The sequence below is a fragment of the Rhodopseudomonas palustris genome, from assembly GCF_003031265.1.
Lineage (GTDB): Bacteria > Pseudomonadota > Alphaproteobacteria > Rhizobiales > Xanthobacteraceae > Rhodopseudomonas > Rhodopseudomonas palustris_H.
Window position 1 is genome coordinate 562,556 of sequence record NZ_CP019966.1, and the last position, 23,643, is coordinate 586,198.

Here is a 23,643-nt window from a genome sequence, read left to right on the forward strand (position 1 = left end):
CGTCGGGGGAGCTTCGTGGTGACGAAAAGCCCGCTTGTACGCGCGCTGATGCTGACAGCTGCGCTCGCGACGATGCCTTTGCTCGCCGGCTGCAACAGCGATCAGATGGCGCTGGCGACCAATGCCAAGGCCAACCAGCCGGTGCCGCCCAAGCTGGTCGCGGCGATGCAGGAAAAGAACATGGACCTGCAGTCGCCGATCCTGGTGCGACTGTTCAAGCAGGAAGCCGAGCTCGAGGTCTGGAAGCAGGACCGCACTGGCGTTTTCCAACTGCTGAAGTCCTATCCGATCTGCCGCTGGTCCGGCGATCTGGGGCCGAAAATCCGCGAAGGCGATCGTCAGGCACCCGAGGGATTCTATTCGATCTCGCCGGGCCAGATGAACCCGCAGTCCTCGTACTATCTATCGTTCAACACCGGCTATCCGAACGCGTTCGACAAGTCGCTCGGCCGCACCGGCTCGCAGCTGATGGTGCACGGCGATTGCTCGTCGCGCGGCTGCTACGCGATGACCGACGAGCAGATCGCCGAGATCTACGCGCTCGGGCGCGAGTCGTTCTTCGGCGGCCAGCGCGCGTTCCAGCTGCAGGCCTATCCGTTCAAGATGACGCCGGTGAACTTCGCCAAGCATCGCAACAACCCGAACATGCCGTTCTGGAAGATGCTGAAGGAAGGCTACGACCATTTCGAAGTCACCCGGCAGGAGCCGAAGGTCGACTTCTGCGAGCATAAATACGTGTTCGATGCCGCGCCGCCGCCCGGCTCGAGCAGGCCGTTGCAGTTCAACGCCTCGGCCAAGTGTCCGACCTACGAGATTCGTCCCGACATCGCCGAGGCGGTGCGCGAGAAGGACAAGCAGGACAACATCAAGATCGCCGAGCTGGTGGCCAAGGGCACCCCGGTAGCTCGGCTGAACACCGGCATCGACGGCGGCATGAATCACGTGTTCGCCTCGAAGATTCCGGATGCCTCGACCGGCCTGTCGGAAGTGCCCGAGGACAAGTCGCTGTCGGTCGCCTCGTTCGATCGCGCGCCCGGCACCATTCCGCCGACGGTCAATCCGCCGCGTCCCTCGGATAATCTGCTGGTCGCCGCTCCGGCGGAACCGAATGCATCCGCCGCGAAGGCACGCGTCGCCTCGGCGTCGAAGGACGACATCGGCGGACTGCTCGCTGGCAGCCACAAGCCTGGCGAATCCACCGCGGCCGCCCGGCCGGCGCCGTCTGCGCCGGCTAGCACCGCGGCGCGCCACGAGCCGGCGCCGCGTCCGCAAGGCGCCGCGCCGAAGGCTGCCGAGACCAAGCAGGCCGCTGCGTCGCGGCCGCCGCTGAAGCCGAGCGTCGATGCCGAAACCACCTCGTCGGCCCCCGCCAGGCCGTCTGGCATGATCTCCGGCGGCGCGCCGGTGGTATCGTCGAACTCGTTCGACAGCCGGTTCTCGGCGTTCCGCTGAGGCGGCTCGCTCTTATTCTTCAAAGTCCATCGGCCAGTCATTCCGGGTTCGCTCGCGTCAGCGAGCGAACCCGGAATCTCGCCGGGCTGGGCACCGGCACGATTTCAATAACCTCTGGATTTCGGGTTCGCGCAGCTTTGCTGCGCGCCCCGGAATGACCGCTACGGCGGCCGACTTTCCAGACAGCAAACAGCAAAATGCCCGGCGGTGAGGCCGGGCATCGCTGAGTGTCTTGATCTGCTTTGCGGCGCTTAGGCGTAGCGGCCGTGGCAATGCTTGTACTTCTTGCCGCTTCCGCACGGGCAGTCCTCGTTGCGGCCGACCTTGCCCCAGGTCTCGGGCTTGGTCGGATCGCGGTCCGCCTTGTCGGCGATTTGCGCCGGCGCCAGCGTCACGCTGGCAAGCGCCATCTCGTCCTGGCCGGTGTCGGGGTCCATCTTGTGGACCTCCATCGGCGGCAGTTCCTGCGGCTGATCCGGCGGAATGATCTCGACGCGCATCAGCTGCGCCGTCACAGCCTCGCGCAGGTGCGAGCTCATCTCCTGGAAGAGATTGAAGGCTTCGGACTTGTACTCCTGCAAGGGATCGCGCTGGCCGTAGCCGCGCAGGCCGATCACTTGGCGCAGGTGATCGAGCATCACCAGGTGCTCGCGCCACAGATGGTCGAGGGTCTGCAGCAGGATGCTCTTCTCGGCGTAGCGCATCACGTCCGCGCCCCACTGACCGACCTTGGCGGCCATGTGCTCGTCGAACACCCGCTCCAGCCGCGTGATCAGCTCTTCGTCGGCGATGCCCTCTTCCTTGGCCCATTCGTCGACCGGAATGTCGAGGCCGACCACGCGCTCGACCTCGGCCTTCAGCCCGGCGACGTCCCACTGCTCCGCATAAGCGTGCTCGGGCACGTACTTGGCGACCAGGTCCTCGATGTAGGTGTGGCGCATATCGGCGACCGTTTCGGCCACGCTGTCTTCCTTCATCAGCTCGATGCGCTGATCGAAGATCACCTTGCGTTGGTCGTTCTGAACGTCGTCGAATTTCAGCAGGTTCTTGCGGATGTCGAAGTTGCGCGCCTCGACCTTCTGCTGCGCCTTTTCCAGCGCCTTGTTGATCCACGGATGGATGATCGCCTCGCCTTCCTTCAGGCCGAGGCGGGTCAGCATAGTGTCCAGCTTGTCGGAGCCGAAGATCCGCATCAGGTCGTCTTCCAGCGACAGGAAGAACTTCGAGCGGCCCGGGTCGCCCTGACGGCCGGAACGGCCGCGCAGCTGGTTGTCGATACGGCGGCTCTCGTGACGTTCGGAGCCGATGATGTACAGGCCGCCGGGGCGCTTGGCGGTCTTGGCCGGCTTGTTGCCCTTGGCGGGCTCGATTTCGATTTCGTCCTCGGCCTTCAGCACGATGTCGCGGAAGCGCTCGATGTCGGCCTTGATCTCGGTGATCTTCGCCGCCCGCTCGGCCTCGTCGGTGATGTGTGCGGCTTCCTGCTGAATCCGCATCTCCAGCGAACCGCCGAGCTTAATGTCGGTACCGCGGCCGGCCATGTTGGTGGCGATGGTGATCGCGCCCGGCACGCCGGCTTCGGCGACGATATAGGCTTCCTGCTCGTGGAAGCGCGCGTTCAGCACCGCGAACAGCTTCGCCGGCTTGCCGGCGCGGGCGGCGGCGTACAGCTTGTCCATCCCCTTCGGGTCGGTGAAGTCGATCTGCTTGTAGCCGTTCTTCTTCAGATATTCGGCCAGCACCTCGGACTTTTCGATCGAGGCGGTGCCGACCAGCACCGGCTGCATTCGCTTGTTGGCACGCTCGACCTCGGCGAGGATCGCGGCGTACTTCTCCTGCTGGGTGCGATACACCTCGTCGTCTTCGTCGAGACGGGCAATCGGCAGGTTGGTCGGAATCTCGACCACTTCGAGCTTGTAGATGTCGAAGAACTCGTCGGCCTCGGTGGCCGCCGTACCGGTCATGCCGGCGAGCTTGTCGTACATCCGGAAGTAATTCTGGAAGGTGATCGACGCCAGCGTCTGGTTTTCCGGCTGGACGGTGACGTGTTCCTTGGCTTCCAGCGCCTGGTGCAGGCCTTCCGAATAGCGCCGGCCCTGCATCATGCGGCCGGTGAATTCGTCGATGATCACCACCTCGTCGTTGCGGACGATGTAGTCCTTGTCGCGCTGGAATAGCGCATGGGCGCGTAGCGCCTGGTTGACGTGGTGCACCACCGAGACGTTTTCGACGTCGTACAGCGACTCGCCGCGAAGCTGGCCGGCGTCGCGCAGCAGCGTCTCGATCTTCTCCATACCGGCTTCGGTCAGCGTCACGGTGCGCTGCTTCTCGTCGACGTCGTAGTCCGACTTGTCGAGCCGCGGGATGAAGGTGTCGATGGTGTTGTAGAAGTCCGAACGGTCGTCGAGCGGACCGGAGATGATCAGCGGGGTGCGGGCTTCGTCGATCAGGATCGAGTCGACTTCGTCGACGATCGCGAAATTGTGCCCGCGCTGGACCATGTCCTCCAGCCGGTACTTCATATTGTCGCGCAGATAGTCGAAGCCGTACTCGTTGTTGGTGCCGTAGGTGATGTCGCAGGCATAGGCCGCCTGGCGCTGGGCGTCGTCGAGCCCGTGCACGATCACGCCGGTGGTCATGCCGAGGAAACCGTAGATCTGGCCCATCCAGCCGGAGTCGCGCTTGGCGAGGTAATCGTTGACGGTGACGACGTGGACGCCCTTGCCGGCGAGTGCGTTGAGGTACACGGCGAGCGTCGCGACCAGGGTTTTACCTTCGCCGGTCTTCATCTCGGCGATGTCGCCCTCGTGCAGCACCATGCCGCCGATCAGCTGAACGTCGAAGTGACGCTGACCGAGGGTGCGCTTGGCGGCTTCGCGGACGGTGGCGAACGCCGGTACCAGCAGGTCGTCGAGGGTCTTGCCGTTGGCGAGCTCGGCGCGGAATTCAGCGGTACGGGCGCGCAGCGCCTCGTCGGACAGCGCGGCCAGTTCCGGTTCGAGCGCGTTGATCGCGGCGACCCGCGTCTGGTAGCCCTTGACCCTGCGGTCGTTAGCGGAGCCGAAGAGTTTGCGGGCGAGCGCGCCGATCATGCCAGCTTCCTGTTGTTGCGGTGTGACTTCGCAGCCTTGATGCCGTTCGCTCGAGCCACTATCAACTCATCGTGACGCTCAGGCACCTATCAGGATACAGGTGCGCGCGCGAAATGATTGGTAATCCAGCAATCCGAGGGCCGGCTGCCCAGGGTGCGGTCGCGCGACGACCGCCCGACCCGAGCCTGTGGCGGCACAGATATGGCTGGGCCTGAGGGTTGTCAACGCGCCCGCCTTTCAAGGATTTCATCATTTTGACAGAGTTTTCGCGTTGCCAAGGCACCGCGATTGGGTGACTGTTCCGCCGCCCCGACACCCCGGCTTTCAAGACAAGGATTTTCCATGACACCTGCGTCCAACGCAGTCTCATCCGGCCGGCGCGCCGGCCTCATCAGCGCGGCTGTGACAGGTTGTCTCGCATTTGCGCTGCTGGCCGCGCCGGCTGCGCGCGCCCAGGATGCGAACCCCGTGCTCGCCAAGGTCAACGGCGCCGAAATCCGCCAGAGCGACGTCGACCTTGCCGAGCAGGAGCTCGGCCCGAGCCTCGCCCAGCTCGATCCCGCGACCCGGAAGGAAAACGTGCTCGCCTTCCTGATCGACATGAAGATCGTCGCCAAGGCAGCCGAGGACAAGAAGATCCAGGACAACGCGGATTTCAAGAAGCGTCTGGATTTCGCCCGTAACCGTCTGCTGATGGACGATGTGCTCGCCGCCGAAGGCAAGGCCGCGACCACCGACGAGGCGATGAAGAAGGTTTATGACGAAGCCGCCAAGCAGATCTCCGGCGAGCAGGAAGTTCACGCCCGCCACATCCTGGTCGAGACCGAGGATGAGGCCAAGGCGGTCGCCGAAGAGCTGAAGAAGGGTGCCGACTTCGCCGAGCTGGCGAAGAAGAAGTCGAAGGACCCGGGTGCGTCCGACGGCGGCGACCTCGGCTTCTTCACCAAGGACCAGATGGTGCCGGAATTCTCCGCCGCGGCGTTCGCGCTGGAGCCGGGCAAGATCTCAGATCCGATCAAGACCCAATTCGGCTGGCACATCATCAAGGTCGAAGAGAAGCGCAACCGCAAGCCGCCGAGCTTCGATCAGGTCAAGGCGCAGATCGAGCAGTACGTCACCCGCAAGGCGCAGTCGGACTACGTCAGCAAGCTGCGCCAGGCCGCCAAGATCGAGCGGCTGGACCAGCCGGCCGCCAAGCCCGACGCGGCTGCGAAGCCGGATGCCGCCAAGCCGGCGGATGCGGCGAAGCCTGCCGATGCGGCCAAGCCCGCCACCCCGGCGCCGGCCAAGAAGTAAGTCTTTTCAAAGAGTTGATTGTCGAAATGGCCGGGCTTGTCCCGGCCATTTTTCGTGATCGGGTGCGGTTCAGTTCGTAGGATGGGTTTGCATGCGCTCAACCCATCCTACGGTTGTGGCAGCTTGGCCTTCAGGGCGTACAGCGCGTCCAGCGCTTCGCGCGGGGTCATCTCGTCGGGATGCAGCGCCTTGACGGCTTCGATCAGCTGCTCCGCCTCGCTCGGCGGCGCGGCCTCGGCCGGTGCGCGGGCCGTCATCGCAAACAGCGGCAGGTCGTCGATCAGCGTCTTGGGCTGGCCGCGGTCGTTGGCTTCGAGCTTGGCCAGCACCGCCTTGGCGCGCGTCACGACCGAGGGCGGCAGGCCGGCCAGCTTGGCGACCTGGATGCCATAGGAGCGGTCGGCGGAGCCAGGCAGCACCTCGTGCAGGAACACCACCTCGCCGCGCCATTCCTTGACCCGCACCGTGGCATTGAACAGCCGCGGCAGCTTGGCCGACAGCGCGGTCAGCTCATGGTAGTGGGTGGCAAACAGCGAACGACATCTGTTTTGTTCGTGCAGATGTTCGATCGCCGCCCAGGCGATCGACAGGCCGTCGAACGTCGCGGTGCCGCGGCCGATCTCGTCGAGGATCACCAGCGCCCGCTCGGACGCCTGGTTCAGGATCGCGGCGGTCTCGACCATTTCGACCATGAAGGTCGAGCGGCCGCGGGCGAGATCGTCGGCGGCGCCGACGCGCGAGAACAGTCGGTCGACGATGCCGATCCGCGCCCGGCTCGCCGGCACGAAGCTGCCGACCTGGGCGAGCAGCGCGATCAGTGCGTTCTGGCGCAGGAAGGTCGACTTACCGGCCATGTTCGGGCCGGTCAGCAGCCAGATCTGGCCGTTGGTCTGCGCCGGGCCGGGTGACAGATCGCAGGCATTGGCGATGAACGGCTCGCCGGCCTTTTTCAGCGCCTGCTCGACCACCGGATGCCGGCCGCCTTCGATCGCAAAGCTGAGCGACTCGTCGACCTCGGGTCGGACGTAGTTGTCGTCGCTGGCGAGCTTGGCGAGCGCGGTGGCGACATCGAGCAGTGCGAACGCGTGCGCGGCGGCGCGCAGGTCCTCGCCGGCGGCATCGATCATCGCCGCGAGGCGGTCGAAGATTTCCAGCTCGAGCCCGAGTGCGCGATCGCCCGCATTGGCGATCTTGGCTTCGATCTCGCCGAGTTCGGCGGTGGTGAACCGCACCTGGCCGGCCAGCGTCTGGCGATGGATGAAGGTGGCGTTCAGCGGCGCCGCCATCAGCTTGTCGCCGTGCTGCGCCGAGACTTCGACGAAGTAACCGAGCACGTTGTTGTGCCGGATCTTCAGCGCCTTGATGCCGGTATCGTCGGCATAGCGCGCCTGCATCGAGGCCACCACCAGCCGCGAGGCGTCGCGCAGCTTGCGGGTCTCGTCGAGCGCCGGCTCGTAGCCTTCGCGCACGAAGCCGCCGTCGCGTTTGAGCAGCGGCAGATCCTCGGCGAGCGCACGGCCGAGCTCGGCGCACAGGCCGCGCGAGGGGCGCTGCAGCGCCGCCATCGCGCTCGCGATCTCCTGCGGCGGCGTGGCGAGCTGGCCGAGCTGCGCCAGCACCTCGTCGGCGGCGCGGATGCCATCGCGCAAGTTCGCCAGGTCGCGCGGGCCGCCGCGGCCGAGCGACAGCCGTGCCAGCGCGCGCGCCATGTCGGGCGCCGCACGCAGCGAGCTGCGGATCTGTTCGCGCAGTCCCGAATCCGCCGTGAAGGCTTCGACCGCGTCGAGCCGCCTTGCGATGGCCGCCGCATCGGTCATCGGCGCGGCGAGACGCTGCGCGAGCAGGCGCGAGCCTGCGGCCGTGACGGTGCAGTCGATCGCGTCGAGCAGCGAGCCGCGGCGCTCGCCGGCGAGCGTGCGGGTGAGTTCCAGATTGGCGCGGGTCGCCGGATCGATCGCCATCGTGGTGCCGGCGGCTTCGCGCGACGGCGGCGACAGCGGCGGGCGTTTGCCGAGCTGGGTGCGATCGACATACGTCACGCAGGCCGCGGCGGCGGTCGCTTCCAGCCGCGACAGCGCGGCGAGGCCGTCCATGGTGGCGACCGCGAAGTAATCACACAGCCGCCGCTCGGCGGTGGCGGAGTCGAACACATCGCGCGTCAGCGGCGTGACGGCGGCGAGTTCGCGTAACGTCGGAGCCAGTTCGGTGTCGCTGTACAGCGCGTCCGGCACAATCGCTTCGTTCGGATTGATCCGCGCCAGCGTCGCGGCGAGCTCGGCGGTCGAACATTCGGTGACGTTGAATTCACCGGTCGAAATGTCGATCCAGGCGAGGCCGATGCGATCGGCGCCGGCCGAGCCGCGTGCGCGCGCGATCGCCAGCAGGTAGTTGTTGGCGCGGGCATCGAGCAGGGTGTCTTCGGTCAGCGTGCCCGGCGTGATCAGCCGCACCACGTCGCGCCGCACCACGCTTTTGCGGGCGCGTGCCGCTGCCGGATCTTCGGTCTGTTCGCACACCGCGACGCGGTGACCGAGCGCGATCAGCCGGTGCAGATAATCGTCGGCACGCTCCACCGGCACGCCGCACATCGGAATATCCTGCCCGAGATGCTTGCCGCGCTTGGTCAGCGTGATGCCGAGCGCGCGTGCGGCAATCTCGGCGTCGTCGAAGAACAGTTCGTAGAAATCGCCCATCCGGTAGAACAGCAAGAGACCCGGATTTGCGGCCTTGATCTCGTGGTACTGCTCCATCATCGGCGACATTTTGGCGGGCGCTTCCGGAGGCGGAGCGGCGTCGGGCGGCAGAGCGATGTCGGGGCGGATGGTCATGGCCCGATGCATAGCAAAAATCGCAGCTTCGTTCCTACCTCGGGCGGCGAGCCATGCACGGGTTTCAACCGGGTGCGCGCCAGCCTGCGGCGGATTGACCTGTTCGGCGGCGCTTCCTACAACCCGGCTTCAAGTCCGGCGCCCCAGCCCGGATCGGCAAAACAGGGAGAGTTTCGATGGCCGACGTGTTTGTCTGCGACGCGGTGCGCACCCCGATCGGCCGTTACGGCGGCTCTCTCGCCAAGGTCCGGACCGACGATCTCGCGGCGGTGCCGATCAAGGCGCTGATGGCCAAGCATCCCGACATGGACTGGAGCGCGGTCGACGAGGTGTTCTTCGGCTGCGCCAATCAGGCCGGCGAAGACAACCGCAACGTCGCTCGCATGGCCGCGCTGCTGGCGGGCCTGCCGGACTCGGTGCCCGGCCAGACCCTCAACCGGCTGTGCGCCTCCGGTCTCGATGCGGTCGGCGCGGCGGGCCGCGCGATCCGCGGCGGCGAGATCGATCTGGCGATCGCCGGCGGCGTCGAGTCGATGACCCGCGCGCCGTTCGTGCAGGGTAAGGCGACCGAAGCATTCGCCCGGACCGCCGACATCTTCGACACCACGATCGGCTGGCGCTTCATCAATCCGCTGATGAAGCAGCAATACGGCGTCGACTCGATGCCGGAGACCGGCGAGAACGTCGCCGAAGAATTCCAGATCTCGCGTGCCGACCAGGACGCCTTCGCGATCCGCTCCCAGCAGCGCGCCGGTGCGGCGATCGCGGCCGGTTACTTCGCCGAGGAGATCGCGCCGGTGACCTATGCGGGCGGCAAAGCCGGCCCGATCACGGTCGACAAGGACGAGCATCCGCGTCCCGAAACCACGCTCGAAGGCCTCGCCAAGCTGAAGCCGATCGTGCGCAATCCGGGCACCGTGACGGCCGGCAACGCCTCGGGCGTCAATGACGGCGCCGCGGCGCTGCTGATTGCCTCGGAGGCCGCGGTGAAGAAATACGGCCTGACGCCGCGTGCCAAAATCCTCGGCCTCGCTTCGGCCGCGGTGCCGCCGCGGATCATGGGCATCGGCCCGGTGCCGGCGACCAGGAAGCTGATGGAGCGGCTCGGGCTGAAGATCAGCGACTTCGATCTGATCGAGCTGAACGAGGCGTTCGCCAGCCAGGGCATCGCCTGCCTGCGCCAGCTCGGCGTGCAGGACGACGCCGACTTCGTCAATCCGCACGGCGGCGCGATCGCGCTCGGCCACCCGCTCGGCATGAGCGGCGCCCGCCTGGCGCTGACCGCGATGCACGGCCTGGAAAAGCGCGGCGGCAAACTCGCGCTCGCCACGATGTGCGTCGGCGTCGGCCAGGGCGTCGCGATGGCGATCGAGAAGGTGAACTAAAGAAGATGGTGCGTCATTGCCGGGCTTGACCCGGCAATCCATCCTTTTCGCAAAGGCTTTCGTGAGGCGCGCTCGGCGCGCGATGGATGCGCGGATCAAGCCCGCGCATGACGCTGGGGTGTGGGGCGGCGTCCCCGTAATCTTCCTCGCACCGCTCTTGCGGGCAGAAGGGAAGAGCTACTCCATCACCGCGGCATGATCGGCAGCGGCTTCGCTTTGCTTACGCAGCGCGGCCTTGGTCGAGCCGATGATGATCGCCATCGGTACGGCGGCGGCAGTGAGGAACATCACCATCGCGTAGTCGTGCGAGAACGCGATGATCTGCGCCTGCATGGTGACGATCGCGTCCATCATCGCCTTGCCGGTGGTGGTCGACAGATCGATCATGCCGGTGACGTTGGGCATCTGCAGCGCATCGTTGAACGGGTTGATGTGCTCGGTGAGGATCGCGTGCGCCGTGGTGGTGCCGGACGATAGCTTGGCGATTACCACCGAGATGCCGACCGAGCTCGCGACGTTGCGCACCAGCGTCAGCATCGCGGTGCCATCGGTGCGGAGCTGCCCGGGCAGCGTCATGAACGCCACCGTCGACAGCGGCACGAACACCAGACCGAAGCCGAAGCCCTGGATGATGCTGGTGACCACCACGCTCGACACGCTGGTCTGATCGGTCCAGCCGGTCATCACGTAGAGCGACGCGCAGGTCAGCGACAGGCCGGTCGCGATCAAGGTGCGGGCCTCGATGTAGCGCATGATCCGCCCGACGATCATCATCGCCACGAAGGTGCCGCAGCCGCGCGAGGCGAGCAGCAGGCCGGCGGTCATGATCGGGTAGCCTTCGACGTTCTGCAGGAACGGCGACGACAGCGCCATGGTCGAGAACAGCACCAGCCCCATCACGGTCATGAACACCACGCCGCCGACGAAGTTGCGGTCCTTGAAGATCGCGAACTGGATGAAGGGGCGTTCGGTGGTGAAGGAGTGGGCGAAGAAGTAGTAGAACCCGACCACCGAGATGATCGACTCGATGATGATCTCGGGCGAGTTGAACCAGTCGAGCTGCTCGCCGCGGTCGAGCGCGAGCTGCATCGCCCCGATGCCGACCGCCAGCGCCGCGAAGCCGAACCAGTCGAACCGCAATTCGTGGTTCTTGTCGGTCTCGTCCATGAACATCGCCAGCCCCAGCACCGTGATGGCACCGAACGGCAGGTTGACGAAGAACACCCAGTGCCAGGAATAGGTCTCGGTCAGCCAGGCGCCGAGCGACGGGCCCATGATCGGCCCCATCATCACGCCCATGCCCCAGATCGACATCGCCTTGGCGCGCTCGTGCAGCGCGTAGCTGTCCAGCATCACCGCCTGTGACAGCGGCACCAGTGCCGCGCCGAACACCCCCTGCAGCAGCCGGAACAGCACCATCTGGGTAATGTCCTGGGCGAGGCCGCACATCACCGACGCGATCGTGAAGCCGGCCGAGCAGATGATGAAGATGCGCTTGCGGCCGAACCGGTTGGCGATCCAGCCGACCGGCGCCGTCATGATCGCGGCGGCGACGATGTAGGAGGTCAGCACCCAGTTGATCTGGTCCTGCGATGCGGAGAGCGAGCCCTGCATATAGGGCAGCGCGACGTTGGCGATCGTGGTGTCGAGCGCCTGCATGATCGTCGCGGTCATGGCGCAGATCGTCACCATGTTCCGGCGGAAGCCGGGGACCGCGTGAGATTGTGCCGCGCCCGCCATCGGTCAGTTGTGCTCCGGCTGGGCCGCGGCGGCGCGGCCGAAGCCGAACAGGCCGGCCAGCGAACGGCGGTGGTGGGTGTCGATCGCGACGTTGACGCTCATGCCGGCCTTCAGACGCTTGATCATCGGATCGGTCTCGTCGAGCGCGATCCGCAGCGGGACGCGTTGCACCACCTTGACGAAGTTGCCGGTGGCATTCTGCGGCGGCAGCACCGCGAATTGCGCGCCGGTGCCCGGCGACAGCGACGACACCCGGCCCTTGAACTGATGATCCGGGAAGGCGTCGACATCGAGCGTCACGGTCTGGCCGACCGCCACATAGGTGAAGTCGCTTTCCTTCGGATTGGCGTCGACCCACGGCTGCGTCGTGTCGATCACGCTGAACACCGGCGTTCCGGCGGCGACGAAGCGGCCGAGCTGAATGTTGTCGACCTGGGTGGCGGTGCCGCTCATCGGAGCCCGCACCGTCGACAGCCGCAGGTTGCGTTCAGCGTCGTCGAGCGCTGCCTTGGCCTGGGCGTAAGCGGGGAATTTCTCGAGCGGCAGCTCGGGATCGCCGAGCAACTGATTGAGCGCGGTCGACTGCTGCTGCTTGACGAGCTGCAGCTGCGCCTGCGCGGTCACCAGCGCGGCGGTGGAGTTGTCGAGATCGAGCTGCGAGCCGGCGCGGCTCTGCACGAGCGAGGTCTTGCGCTCGACGTCGCGCTGCTTCAGCGCGATGCCGGCGTTCACCAGGTCGATGGTCTGGCCGTACAGCTTGACGTTGGCGACCAGATTGGCGTGGCTGGTCTTGGCGTCGGCGAGCTTGGCCTGGGCCTGCGCCACCGCGAGGCGGAACGGCACCGGATCGATCTGGAACAGCTCGTCGCCGGGCTGAACGCGCTGACCTTCCTTGACGGTCACTTCGACGATCTTGCCGGCGACGTCCGGCGTGATCAGCACCTTCTGGGCGCCGACATAAGCGTCGTCGGTGGTGACGTAGCGGCCGCCCTCCAGATAGAAGGTGATGCCGCCGATCAGCGCCACCATCGGCAGCACGACCAGCAGCAGCGGCCGCCGATAGCGACGCAGCGTGCCGCCGAGGCCGCGGCGCGGACCGCCGCTCGCGGCGACGGACGGGGCGGCCGAAGGCTCCTTCTGCTCGGTCGGAAATTTCAGGGCCGGTTCAGCCATAGTGCTCCTCCCGTCGTTTTTCTTCGCGGTGGCAGTGCTGTTGGATCGCGCCACGCAAGTTTTCCTTGATGATCTGCATCTGCCGCACCAAGCGCTGGGCATCTTCCGGCGTCAGGCCGGCGAGCGCGGTGTCGGTGAGTTCGGCGCGGAGGCCGGCGAGCTTGCCGAGCAGCGGCCGCGCGGCTTCGCGCAGGTACAGCCGCTTGCAGCGCCGGTCGCTGTCGTCGCTGCGGCGTTCCAGCCAGCCGTGGTCGCACAACTTGTCGATCAGCCGGGTCAGGGTGATCGGCTGCAGCTCCATCTGTTCGGCGAGTTCGGACTGCTTCAGCCCTTCGGCGCGCTCCACCTTGGCCAGCACCGCCCATTGGGCGCGGGTGATGCCGTGCCGGGAGGCCTGCCTGTCCGCATAGGCGCGCATCAGGCGCTGCACCTCAGCGAAGGCAAAGATGAAGTTCTGGTCCTCCGGACCCCGGGTCATGGCGCCGCCTCCTAAGCTTTGCATAAGATAAGCAAGCTTATTATTTCTCAAGGCGCCGATTCGCATACGACAAATCCGAGTTGCGCATGCCTCTCAAACCTGGGGCGGTCGCGAGACTTGAACGCTGCCTCGGTGTAGGATGGACTTGAACATGAGCCGGCCCGGTTGGCCGGCGCGTGAGTGTGATGGGCCCGATGACCGCATTGAAGCCGACCTTCCCCGCGCCGGGGCACGATCACGACCGTTGCTCCGCCGAAGGTCTGGAACACGCCGAACGGGTCTGTGCCGGCCGCTCGCAAAACCTCACGCCGATCCGCCGCCAGGTGCTGCGCGCGCTGCTGTCCAGCCATCGGCCGCTCGGCGCCTATGAGGTGATCGAGGAACTGGCCAGGGACATGCCGCGTCCGGCGCCGATCACGGTGTATCGGGCGCTCGACTTCCTGATGCAGAACGGGCTGGTGCACCGGATCGAGAGCCGCAACGCGTTCCTGGCCTGCGGCCACGATCACGATGACGCTGCGACCGTCGCGTTCCTGATCTGCGAATGTTGCGGCTCGGTCGCCGAGGTCCCGGCCTCCGAAGTGACGCAGCGCCTCAACGAAGCCGCCCGCCAGACCGGGTTCACGCCGAAGATGTCAGTGGTCGAGATCACCGGCGTGTGCGGCCATTGCCAAGCCGCCTGACGCAGTTTACGCCTTGATCCATGGGAGGAGCGTGGCGCGCCAGCGCCCGCCACAACACGGCGAAAAGCCGGAGGCACCATGTCGGTCAAGACGTCACGCCGGACCCCGGCGATTCCCGCGCGCCTGATCATTAAGCCCCCGCGACCGCTGCGGTGAGCGGCACCATGGGGCGTCCGCTGAGCGCCGGCGCGATCGCGCTGATGCTGCTGTGCTGCCTGTCGTGGGGCTTCAACCAGATCGCCGTGAAGCTGGTGCTGCCGGATATTCCGCCGTTCCTGCAGGCGGCGATCCGGTCGGCCGGCGCCCTGATCGTGATCTTGATTATCGCCAAATCGCGCCGCGTGAAGCTGTTCCAACGCGACGGTACGCTGCGTGCCGGGCTGTTCGCCGGGGTGCTGTTCGGACTGGAATTCGTGCTGATCTATCACGGCCTGACGCTGACCACGGCGTCGCGCGCGGTCGTGTTCCTGTACACCGCGCCGTTCTTCGTCGCGCTCGGCTCCTACCGGCTGCTCGGCGAGCGGCTGCGCCGGCAGCAATGGGCCGGGCTGGCGCTGAGCTTTGCCGGGGTGGCGCTGGCGATCGGGGTGCCGCAGGCCGATGTCGATAGCAGTGTGCTGATCGGAGACCTGATGCTGGTCGGGGGCGGCGCCCTGTGGGCCGCCACCACCCTGATCGTCAAGGGAACCCGGCTGCAGCGGGCTCCGGCTGAGAAGGGATTGGCCTACCAGGTGGCGATGTCGGTCCCGATTCTGACCGGCGCGGCGCTGCTATCGGGCGAAACCATCACCAAAATGCCCTCGACGCTGTCGCTCGGGCTGATGGCCTATCAGACCATCTGGGTGGTCGGACTGACATTTTTGCTCTGGTTCGGGCTGGTGAAGACCTATTCGGCCAGCAAATTGTCGGCTTTCACCTTCATTACCCCTTTATTCGGGGTGGCGGCCGGCTATCTGATCATGCACGACCCGCTGACCCCGGCATTCGGCGCCGCGGCGGTGCTGGTGATCGCCGGTCTCTATCTCGTAAACCGGCCGGCTCCGGTTCCTGCACCCAACGATCCATTGCTGAATGTCACCAAAACCTGATATTCGGACCGCCATGAACAAGCTCGAAAATCCGCTGCGAGACGACGTCGCCGGCCCCGCGCCGCGGCACCAAACCACCCAGGTCATGGTCGGCGATGTGGCCGTCGGCGGCGGTGCCCCGATCGTCGTTCAGTCGATGACCAATACCGACACCGCGGATATCGAGGGCACCATCAAGCAGATCGCCGCGCTGGCCCGGGCCGGCTCGGAGATGGTCCGGATCACCGTGGATCGCGAGGAGGCGGCCGCCGCTGTCCCGCACATCCGCGACGGCATCCGCAAGCTCGGCCTGACCACGCCGATCATCGGCGACTTCCATTACATCGGCCACAAGCTGCTCGCCGAATACCCGGCCTGCGCCGAGGCGCTCGACAAGTACCGGATCAATCCGGGCAATGTCGGCTTCAAGAACAAGCGTGACACGCAGTTCGCCGACATCGTCGAGATTGCGATTCGGAACAACAAGGCGGTCCGCATCGGCGCCAATTGGGGCTCGCTCGACCAGGAGCTGCTCACCAAGCTGATGGACGAGAACGCCGCGTCCGCCAATCCACGCGACGTCCGCGCCGTCACCCGCGAGGCGATGGTGCAATCGGCGCTGCTGTCGGCCGCGCGCGCCGAAGAGATCGGCCTGCCCAAGAACAAGATGATCCTGTCCGCCAAGGTCTCGGCGGTACAGGACCTGATCGCCGTGTACCAGGATCTGGCCTCGCGCTCCGACTACGCGATTCATCTCGGCCTCACCGAAGCCGGCATGGGCTCGAAGGGCATCGTGGCGTCGTCCGCGGCGCTCGGCATCCTGCTGCAGCAGGGCATCGGCGACACCATCCGGATTTCGCTCACCCCCGAGCCGGGCGGTGATCGCACCCGTGAGGTCCAGGTCGCGCAGGAACTGCTGCAGACCATGGGCTTCCGCACCTTCGTGCCGCTGGTCGCGGCCTGCCCCGGCTGCGGCCGCACCACCTCGACGACCTTCCAGGAGCTGGCGCGCTCGATCCAGGACTTCATCCGCGACGAGATGCCGGAATGGCGTAGCCGCTATCCGGGCGTCGAGAACCTCAACGTCGCGGTGATGGGCTGCATCGTCAACGGCCCGGGCGAAAGCAAGCACGCCAATATCGGCATCTCGCTCCCCGGCACCGGCGAATCCCCGGCGGCCCCGGTGTTCGTCGACGGCCAGAAATTCCGCACCCTGCGCGGCGACACCATCGCGTCCGACTTCAAGGCGCTGGTGATCGACTACATCGAGCAGCGCTACGGCGCGACGCCGAATCCCGGCGCCGCCCAGATGGTGCCGGCGGCGGAGTAAGTCCCGGCCACGGTTCCCGCTCTCATGCTGAGCGCGTGGGGTCGCGTCTTGCGGTGTGGCGGACGCTGAGGATGACGACTTCATCCTTTGCGTCGTCCACTTTGTGGAAGATCACGAACGGATAGCGGACGACGGATAGCGCACGGACGTGCGTGAGATCGGTCTTGTGGCCGGCCAGAGGAAACTCGCCCAGCAGGCGTGTCCGCTCCCAAATCAGGTCGGCAACCGCTTCGGCAGCGGATACATTGCGCTCAGCAATGAACGATAAGATCTCGTCGAGTTCGTGGACCGCGTTGTCGGACCAGCGAACCTTCATGTCCGAAAGCGATTGAACAGCGCGGCCACCGTTTCATCGCTGGCAAGCCGGTTTTCTCGAAGGTCCGTTAGTCCGCGTTGGACGGCAATCCGATCACCATCGCTCAGCCGGTAAATGAGATCGTGGCGTGACTCGATCTCGGCGATCGAATCCAGCAGGTCCTGCTGGGCGGCCGAAGGCCACGTCGAGACCCGGTCGAGTAATAGTTCCAGCTCAGGTTTTTTCATGCCTGCAGATTAGCACGATTTCGACGATCAGGCAGAATTTGGCCGGCCCGGTCACTGCATGACGGCCTTACAACGGCGCCGGTCCGCTTTCGCGGTTGGCGAGACTGGCCTCCTCGAGGTCGAGATCGCGCTCGATCCGGCGTCGCGCCTCGTCGGTGATCTTGCCGGCGCGAAGCTGGGCGTGGATGAATTTGCGCTCGACGGCGATCAGCTCGCGCACCAGAGCGATGCCGACCGCAGAGGCCTCGTGCTCCGGTGAGCCGATCGGATCGGGCAGCAGGCTGGCGCGGGTCTGGTGCCGGGCGTGCAGCAGCTTCAGCACCTCGTCGGTGAGCTCGCGATTGTCGGTGATCTTCTTCAGCGATGCCTGTGCGGCAGCCAGTGCTTCGCGGCGGGCGGTGATCTCGTCGTCGTGCTCGGCGATCTGCTCCCGGTGCCCGACGCGGGTGACGCCGAGCAGCTTCACCACGGCGGGCAGCGTCAGGCCGAGGCCGACCAGTGTGATCAGGATCACCCCAAAGGTGACGAACAGAATCAGATCGCGATATGGAAACGTCTCGCCGTTCGGCAACGCGTAAGGCAGCGCCAGTGCCGCGGCGAGCGACACCGCGCCGCGCACGCCGGTGAAGCCGATCACGAACACCGTACGCCAGGACGGATAGGGATCGCTCGCCCGCAAGCGGCGGCTGAGAAACCGCGGCAGATAGAACGCCGGATAGACCCAGATGAAGCGCGCAGCGATCACGATCGCGGCGACCAGCAGCGTCGCCGACAGGATGTCCCCGAAGGCAAATTCCTTCGACCGCTCCAGCAGCGCACGGAGCTGGAAGCCGGTGAGCAGGAACAGCATCCCCTCGATCAGGTAGATCACCAGATCCCAGAAGAAGATGCCCTGCAGCCGGGTCGCCGCCGAGATCAGCAGCGGGCCGTTCCATGAGATGTAGAGTCCGCAGGCGACTGTGGCGATTACGCCGGAGCCGCCATGATGCTCGGGAATCCAATAGGCGATGTACGGCGTCAGCAGCGACAGCGTGATCTCGATCTGCGGGTCGCGCACCCAATGCCGCGCCCGCAGGCTGAGCCAGCCGACTGCGACGCCGAAGGCGAGTTCGCCCGCCATGATCGCCACGAAGGTGCCTGACGCTTTGGTGAGCGAGAACGCGCCGGTCATGATCGCCGCCACCGCGAAGCGGTACAGGATTAGTGCGGTCGCATCGTTCGCCAGCCCTTCGCCTTCCAGCACCACCACGATGCGCCGTGGCAGACCGAGCTTGCGGGCGATCGCCAGCGGCGCCACCACGTCGGGCGGCGCGACGATCGCACCGAGCAGGAAGCCGACCGACCACGGCAGGCCGATCAGATAGTGCGACGCCGCCGCGACGGCGAACGCGGTGAAGATCACACAGCCGATCGCGAGCAGGCCGATTGCCCGCAGATTGGCGCAGAATTCGCGCCAGCTCATCGCTACGCTGGCCGAATAGATCAGCGGCGGCAGCACCAGCAGCAGGATCAAGTCCGGCGGCAGTTCGATCGCCGGCATTCCGGGAATGAAGGCCAACGTGATGCCGGCGATCAGCAGCAGGATCGCCGGCGCGATGTTGACCCGCCGGGCCAGTAGCGCCGTTCCGGCCAGCACCGCGAGCAGCGTGAGAAAAATCTGGAACTTGGCTTCCACGTCACCACGCTGATTTCGAGTGCGTTTGCCGGCGAGTGCTTGCATCGCGCGGAAGTTTGGTTCGGTCAAGCGGTAGCTGATTACGCATCAGGCGCAGCTCTTCGTAACACTACGTGCGACTTTCGTCTCAAACGCCTGCTGTTCAACTAACCAGCGATTTACCGTCGCTGTGGCGGCCTGAAGGTAATTATGCATTTGGCAATACTCCCCGCGTTTTGTTCAAGGTTATGGGGGTAGTCTCAGTCATCAGAACGGATGATCTGCTGGAGCCACAGGTGAGCGGGAGCGCTTCCGGTGGTGCGGCTGATCACGACCCGTCGCAACGCACCGCTCAGCTGACGCTGGCGGCGTTCATGGCGATCGACATCGGACTGGCGTTGATTTCGCCGGACGGCGAGATCGTGATGACCAATCCGACGTTCGATCTGGCGTTCGGCGCGATTCCCCGCGACCAGCTGCTGTCGCGGTTCGGTTTCGACCCCAGCTGCGACGACGGCAAGGCCTCGCGCCCGATCATATTCCCGGACGAGCGGATCTACTGGATCGACATCACGGCATTTACCGGCGGCTGGCTGATCAGCGCCGCCGATATCAGCGAACGCCTGCGCCAGGGCATCGCGGGTGTCGAGCTGTCGCGGATCGATCGGCTGACCCAACTGGCGAACCGGCTGGTGTTTCACGAGCGGCTCGCCGATCTGCTGACGCAGCCGGCCGAGGTCCGCCGCGACGCCGCGGTGCTGACGATCGATCTCGATCGCTTCAAGGCGATCAACGACACGCTCGGTCGCACCATCGGCGATGCGTTGCTGTGTCTGGTCGCCAAGCGCATCAGCTCGGCGCTGACGCCGAGCGATGTGCTGGCCCGGCTCGAGGCCGATGAGTTCGGCGTGATCCAGACCGGCCGCGATCAGCCCGAAGCTGCGGTGATCCTGGCCAAGCGGCTGGTCGATCTGCTGAGCCGGCCGTATCTGCTCGAAGGTCAGCTGATCAATGTCAGCGCCTTCGTCGGCATCGCGCTGGTGAGCGACGACGAGCTCGACGTCGACGGCGTGCTGAAGAACGCCGAACTGGCGCTGCATCGCGCCAAGCAGGAGCGCTACGCCGGCTATCGCGTGTTTGAATCCGCCATGGACGAGAGTATGCGGGCGCGGCGTGCGCTGGAGACCGATCTGCGCCGCGCACTGGCGCTGCGCGAGTTCTCGCTGGTGTATCAGCCGCAGGTCAATCTTCAGAGCCGCCGGGTGGCCGGCTTCGAGGCGCTGCTGCGCTGGCGCTGCCCGACGCGCGGTCCGGTGTCGCCGCTCGATTTCATTCCGATTGCCGAAGAGACCGGGATCATCGGCCCGATCGGCGAATGGGTGCTGCGCACCGCCTGCCGCGATGCTGCGAGCTGGCCCGGCGACTACACGGTTGCGGTCAACATCTCGGCGATCCAGTTCACCAACCGGTCGCTGGTCGCGACCGTGGTGTCGGCGCTCGCCGACAGCGGACTGGATCCGCGGCGGCTTGAGCTGGAGATCACCGAAAGCGTGATGCTCGATGCCCGCGGCAATGCGCTGGCGGTGCTGCAGCAACTGCGCGGACTCGGTGTCCGGGTCTCGCTCGATGATTTCGGCACAGGCTATTCGTCGCTCGGCTATCTGCGCAGCTTCCCGTTCGACAAGATCAAGATCGATCAGTCGTTCGTGCGCGAGGCCTCGGACGATCGCGGAAACCGCGCGATCGTGCGGGCGATCGCCTCGCTCGGCGCCAGCCTCGGCATGGCGACGGTGGCCGAGGGCGTCGAAACCGAGGATCAGCTGGCGCGCGTCGCGGCCGACGGCTGCACCGACGTGCAGGGCTATCTGATCAGCCGGCCGCTCCCGCCGGGAGACATCGAGCATTTCCTCGCCGAAAGCCGCAACGTGATCGACGCGGCGACGGAAGTCAGCCTCTGAGGGGGAGCATCGGCCGATGCCGAGCGAGCTGTATCGCTGCGTGTATTACAGCAAGAACCTGATTGCCGGCGGCTCGCTGCGGATCGCCGAGGAGATCGAGTCGATTCTGGCTGCGGCCCGCCGCAACAATCCGCCGCTCTCGGTCACCGGCGCGCTGGTGTTCAATCGAGGCCTGTTCGCCCAGGTGCTGGAAGGGCCTTGCCCGTCGGTGGAATCGCTGTTCGAGAAGATCCTGCGCGACGAGCGCCACGGCGACATTCAGGTGCTCGGTTTCGGCGCCGCGCGCGAGCGGATGTTCAGCAACTGGTCGATGGCGTTTCTCGGTCGCTCGCGTGAGGACCAGGATCTGTTCGGCCATTTCGGCCGGCAGACTGGGTTCAAAGCCGAGCGGATCGAGGGCGACCGGCTGCTCGAGATCGTGCGCCATCTCGCTTTCGAAGAAGAAGCCCGCGCCGCCTGAGCGGCCGTGTCAGATCGCGCTCGCCGCGATGTTGACCATCAGCGCCACCAAGGCAGTGTTGAACACGAACGACACCACCCCGTGCGCGGTCGCGGTGCGGCGGATGGTCCGGTCGGTGATGCCGACGTCCGACACCTGCGCGGTCATGCCGATCACGAATGAGAAGTACACGAAGTCCCAATAGTCGGGCTCGGTGTGCTCATCGCTGCCCGGAAACGCCAGCCCGCCCTCGCGGTCGCCGCGATAATATTCGTGGGCGTAATGCAGCGCGAAGGTGGTGTGCACCGCCGCCCATGACAGCGCGATGGTGAAGGTGGCGAGCGCCAGCTCAGCAGCGCCGCGATGCGCGTTGCCGAGTTCAGAGACGATCGCCGCGATGCTGGCGTAGGCGCCGAACGCCGTCACCATCAGGATCAGGAAGCGACCGTCGTCCTGCCACACCGCGTTGCGGCGGATATAGGCGACGCCGCAGCGCGCCATCATTGAATAGGCCAGCACCAGATAGACGACGATCGACACGTCCCAGCCGATCAACGCCCGCGTCACCGGCCGCAGCCACGCCGGCAGCAGCAGCACCGCGGCGATGCCGACCGCGATCGAAGCGAACAGCCGCGGCCGCGAATACACCAGCCGGACGACACGCGGCAGCTTTCGAAACCGAAGCAGCCGCGCATCGTCGTCCGGGTGATGGGTCATGCGGCGATCAGTTCTTCCGCTCCGCCACGAACCGGGCGGCGGCGCGCAGCACGTCACCGCGGTCGCCGAACGGCGCCAGCGCCTGATCGGCGCGCGCGATCAGGTCGCGCAGTCGCTGCTTGGCGCCGTCAATGCCGAGCTGGGTCACGAAGGTGGTCTTGCCGAGCGCGGCGTCGGCGCCGGCCGGCTTGCCGAGCGCTTCCGCGTCGCCTTCGACGTCGAGCAAATCGTCGGCGATCTGGAACGCCTCGCCGAGCGCGCGGCCGTAATCGTCGAGCGCGCGATACTGGTCGGCGCTGGCCTGGCCGAGGATCGCGCCGGCGACGCAGCCGTAGCGGAGCAGGGCGCCGGTCTTCATCTGCTGCAGCCGTGCTACATCGACCGGCTCGCGGTCGCCGAACCGGCCTTCGCCGGCAAGGTCGAGCATCTGGCCGCCCACCATGCCGCCGAGACCCGCGCAGCGCGCCAGCACCCGCGTCAGTAGCAGCCGCACCGTCGGATCCTTGTGCACCTCGTCGCGGGTGACGATGTCGAACGCGAAGGTCAGCAGCGCGTCGCCGGCCAGGATTGCGGTGGCGTCGTCATAGGCCTTGTGCAGCGTCGGCCGGCCGCGGCGCAGATCGCTGTTGTCCATCGCCGGCAGGTCGTCGTGGATCAGCGAGTAGCAATGGATGCATTCCAGCGCGGCGCCGACCAACAGCGCGGCGTCGCGATCGATGCCGAACACCGCAGCGCTCTCGACCGCCAGGAACGGCCTCAGCCGCTTGCCGCCGCCGAGCGTGGAGTACCGGATCGCCTCCATCAGCCGGCGCGGCCGGGCGATCTCGTCGGACATCAATTCGTCGGACAACAGCCGGCCGAGCAGCGCTTCGGTATCCTCGGCGGTGGTGTCGAGCCGCTTGGCAAAGTCGATCGTGGAAGTGCCGGTGGCCATTCGGAAGTGCTCCAGATAAAATTCGGCCGGACCATTCATCATGGCACCGGCTTCGTCAATTCGGCGGAGGGCAAGGGGCCAGGCCATCACCGGGAGCGATCGTGTCTGATCCCGTTGCGTTTGCGCCTCGCACCAAGCGTGTGGTTCGCATTGTCATCCTCGCAGGGCTCGCGCTGCTGGCCCTGCCTTATCTGCTCACCATCCTGTATGGCGGCGGCCAGCCGGTTTCGACGCTGATGCTGTGGCGCTGGGCGACCGGCGCGCCAGTCAGCCGGACCTGGATCGATATCGAAGCCATCTCGCCGGCGCTGCCGCGCAGCGTGGTGGCGGCCGAGGACGCCAAGTTCTGCAGCCATCACGGCATCGACTGGGATTCAGTGCGCGATGTGATCGACGACATGCAGGACGGCGAGGCCAGCCGCGGCGGCTCGACCATCACCCAGCAGGTCGCCAAGAACCTGTTCCTGTGGCCGGGGCGCAGCGTCATCCGCAAGGCGCTGGAGGCGCCGCTGGCGCTGTGGATCGACTTCGTGCTGCCCAAGCAGCGGATTCTCGAAATCTATCTCAACATCGCCGAATGGGGGCCGAGCGGTCAGTTCGGCGCGATGGCCGGCGCCGATTACGCCTTCGGCCGCTCCGCCGCGCAATTGTCCGCCAAGGAGGCTGCGCTCCTGGCCGCGATCCTGCCCAATCCGAAGATTCGCAGCGCCCGTGCGCCGGGCCCCGGTGTCCGGCGGCTTGCCGCCACCTATGTCGCCCGCGCCCGTGCGGCGGAGCTGCGGCAGTGCTGGCGGGAAAATCGCGAGTCGTGACGACGGTTTGGGGCGCATTTTGCGCGCCGACCGCCCTAGCATTCCGATCCGGCTTCCGTTAT

At 66.1% G+C, this 23,643-nt stretch carries 19 protein-coding genes; 9 read left to right on the forward strand and 10 right to left on the reverse strand.

Going from position 1 to position 23,643, the window contains the following annotated elements:
- Positions 1–18 precede the first annotated feature (18 nt).
- Entirely contained in the window at positions 19–1,452 is a 1,434-nt protein-coding gene (locus tag RPPS3_RS02650) for a L,D-transpeptidase family protein (RefSeq protein WP_107346395.1), read from the forward strand.
- 251 nt (positions 1,453–1,703) lie between these two features.
- Here RPPS3_RS02650 and secA read toward each other — a convergent pair whose 3' ends face one another.
- Entirely contained in the window at positions 1,704–4,544 is a 2,841-nt protein-coding gene (secA, locus tag RPPS3_RS02655) for a preprotein translocase subunit SecA (protein WP_107342721.1), read from the reverse strand.
- Positions 4,545–4,886: 342 nt separating this feature from the next.
- Here secA and RPPS3_RS02660 point away from each other — a divergent pair, with 342 nt between their 5' ends.
- On the forward strand, positions 4,887–5,840 hold the full coding sequence (locus RPPS3_RS02660; protein ID WP_107342722.1) for a peptidylprolyl isomerase: 954 nt from the start codon (positions 4,887–4,889) through the stop codon (positions 5,838–5,840).
- 107 nt (positions 5,841–5,947) lie between these two features.
- Here the strand turns inward: RPPS3_RS02660 and mutS are convergent, their stop codons facing one another.
- Positions 5,948–8,668 (reverse strand): DNA mismatch repair protein MutS, encoded by a 2,721-nt coding sequence (mutS, locus tag RPPS3_RS02665; RefSeq protein ID WP_107342723.1) that lies wholly within the window; start codon positions 8,666–8,668, stop codon positions 5,948–5,950.
- A gap of 176 nt (positions 8,669–8,844) precedes the next feature.
- Between mutS and pcaF the strand changes: the two genes are divergently transcribed.
- The gene (gene pcaF, locus RPPS3_RS02670; RefSeq protein ID WP_107342724.1) at positions 8,845–10,053 is read left to right on the forward strand and encodes a 3-oxoadipyl-CoA thiolase; all 1,209 of its coding nucleotides are present in this window, start codon (positions 8,845–8,847) and stop codon (positions 10,051–10,053) included.
- A gap of 177 nt (positions 10,054–10,230) precedes the next feature.
- Here the strand turns inward: pcaF and RPPS3_RS02680 are convergent, their stop codons facing one another.
- Genes RPPS3_RS02680 through RPPS3_RS02690 form a run of 3 tightly spaced genes read right to left on the reverse strand, consistent with a single transcriptional unit; the run spans position 10,231 to position 13,444 of the window.
- Complete coding sequence (locus RPPS3_RS02680; RefSeq protein ID WP_107342726.1) at positions 10,231–11,793, reverse strand: MDR family MFS transporter; 1,563 nt, start codon at positions 11,791–11,793, stop codon at positions 10,231–10,233.
- Positions 11,794–11,796: 3 nt separating this feature from the next.
- Positions 11,797–12,966: an HlyD family secretion protein gene (locus tag RPPS3_RS02685; protein WP_107342727.1), complete on the reverse strand. Its 1,170-nt coding sequence runs from the start codon at positions 12,964–12,966 to the stop codon at positions 11,797–11,799.
- Positions 12,959–13,444, reverse strand: coding sequence for a MarR family winged helix-turn-helix transcriptional regulator (locus RPPS3_RS02690; protein ID WP_107342728.1), 486 nt, complete (start codon positions 13,442–13,444; stop codon positions 12,959–12,961). The genes RPPS3_RS02685 and RPPS3_RS02690 overlap by 8 nt, the downstream gene beginning before the upstream one ends.
- A 194-nt stretch (positions 13,445–13,638) precedes the next feature.
- Between RPPS3_RS02690 and RPPS3_RS02695 the strand changes: the two genes are divergently transcribed.
- The 3 genes from RPPS3_RS02695 (at position 13,639) to ispG (ending at position 16,524) form a co-directional block, all read left to right on the forward strand.
- Positions 13,639–14,127 (forward strand): Fur family transcriptional regulator, encoded by a 489-nt coding sequence (locus RPPS3_RS02695; RefSeq protein WP_107354042.1) that lies wholly within the window; start codon positions 13,639–13,641, stop codon positions 14,125–14,127.
- A 164-nt stretch (positions 14,128–14,291) separates the two neighbouring features.
- Positions 14,292–15,215 (forward strand): DMT family transporter, encoded by a 924-nt coding sequence (locus RPPS3_RS02700; protein ID WP_107342730.1) that lies wholly within the window; start codon positions 14,292–14,294, stop codon positions 15,213–15,215.
- Between the two features lie 13 nt (positions 15,216–15,228).
- A complete protein-coding gene (ispG, locus tag RPPS3_RS02705; protein ID WP_107342731.1) occupies positions 15,229–16,524 on the forward strand; it encodes a flavodoxin-dependent (E)-4-hydroxy-3-methylbut-2-enyl-diphosphate synthase in 1,296 nt (431 codons plus the stop codon).
- Between the two features lie 22 nt (positions 16,525–16,546).
- Here ispG and RPPS3_RS02710 read toward each other — a convergent pair whose 3' ends face one another.
- From RPPS3_RS02710 to RPPS3_RS02720, 3 genes are all read right to left on the reverse strand, one after another.
- Positions 16,547–16,840 carry a type II toxin-antitoxin system RelE/ParE family toxin gene (locus RPPS3_RS02710; protein WP_107342732.1) on the reverse strand — a complete coding sequence of 98 codons (294 nt, stop codon included), beginning with the start codon at positions 16,838–16,840 and terminating at the stop codon, positions 16,547–16,549.
- Positions 16,837–17,067, reverse strand: coding sequence for a hypothetical protein (locus tag RPPS3_RS02715; RefSeq protein ID WP_107342733.1), 231 nt, complete (start codon positions 17,065–17,067; stop codon positions 16,837–16,839). Before RPPS3_RS02715 ends, RPPS3_RS02710 begins: the two co-directional genes overlap by 4 nt.
- A gap of 67 nt (positions 17,068–17,134) precedes the next feature.
- The gene (locus RPPS3_RS02720) at positions 17,135–18,787 is read right to left on the reverse strand and encodes a Na+/H+ antiporter (protein ID WP_107342734.1); all 1,653 of its coding nucleotides are present in this window, start codon (positions 18,785–18,787) and stop codon (positions 17,135–17,137) included.
- Positions 18,788–19,095: 308 nt separating this feature from the next.
- On the opposite strand from RPPS3_RS02720, the gene RPPS3_RS02725 reads away from it, so the two are divergent.
- Together RPPS3_RS02725 and RPPS3_RS02730 are read left to right on the forward strand one after the other, a co-directional pair.
- Complete coding sequence (locus RPPS3_RS02725; RefSeq protein WP_434006782.1) at positions 19,096–20,679, forward strand: putative bifunctional diguanylate cyclase/phosphodiesterase; 1,584 nt, start codon at positions 19,096–19,098, stop codon at positions 20,677–20,679.
- A 16-nt stretch (positions 20,680–20,695) separates the two neighbouring features.
- Positions 20,696–21,139: a BLUF domain-containing protein gene (locus tag RPPS3_RS02730; protein WP_107342736.1), complete on the forward strand. Its 444-nt coding sequence runs from the start codon at positions 20,696–20,698 to the stop codon at positions 21,137–21,139.
- 9 nt (positions 21,140–21,148) lie between these two features.
- On the opposite strand, the gene RPPS3_RS02735 is transcribed toward RPPS3_RS02730, so the two are convergent.
- The gene (locus tag RPPS3_RS02735) at positions 21,149–21,835 is read right to left on the reverse strand and encodes a DUF1345 domain-containing protein (RefSeq protein ID WP_107342737.1); all 687 of its coding nucleotides are present in this window, start codon (positions 21,833–21,835) and stop codon (positions 21,149–21,151) included.
- 7 nt (positions 21,836–21,842) lie between these two features.
- Positions 21,843–22,769, reverse strand: coding sequence for a polyprenyl synthetase family protein (locus RPPS3_RS02740; protein ID WP_107346396.1), 927 nt, complete (start codon positions 22,767–22,769; stop codon positions 21,843–21,845).
- A 101-nt stretch (positions 22,770–22,870) separates the two neighbouring features.
- Here RPPS3_RS02740 and mtgA point away from each other — a divergent pair, with 101 nt between their 5' ends.
- The gene (gene mtgA, locus RPPS3_RS02745; protein ID WP_107342738.1) at positions 22,871–23,581 is read left to right on the forward strand and encodes a monofunctional biosynthetic peptidoglycan transglycosylase; all 711 of its coding nucleotides are present in this window, start codon (positions 22,871–22,873) and stop codon (positions 23,579–23,581) included.
- Positions 23,582–23,643 lie beyond the last annotated feature (62 nt).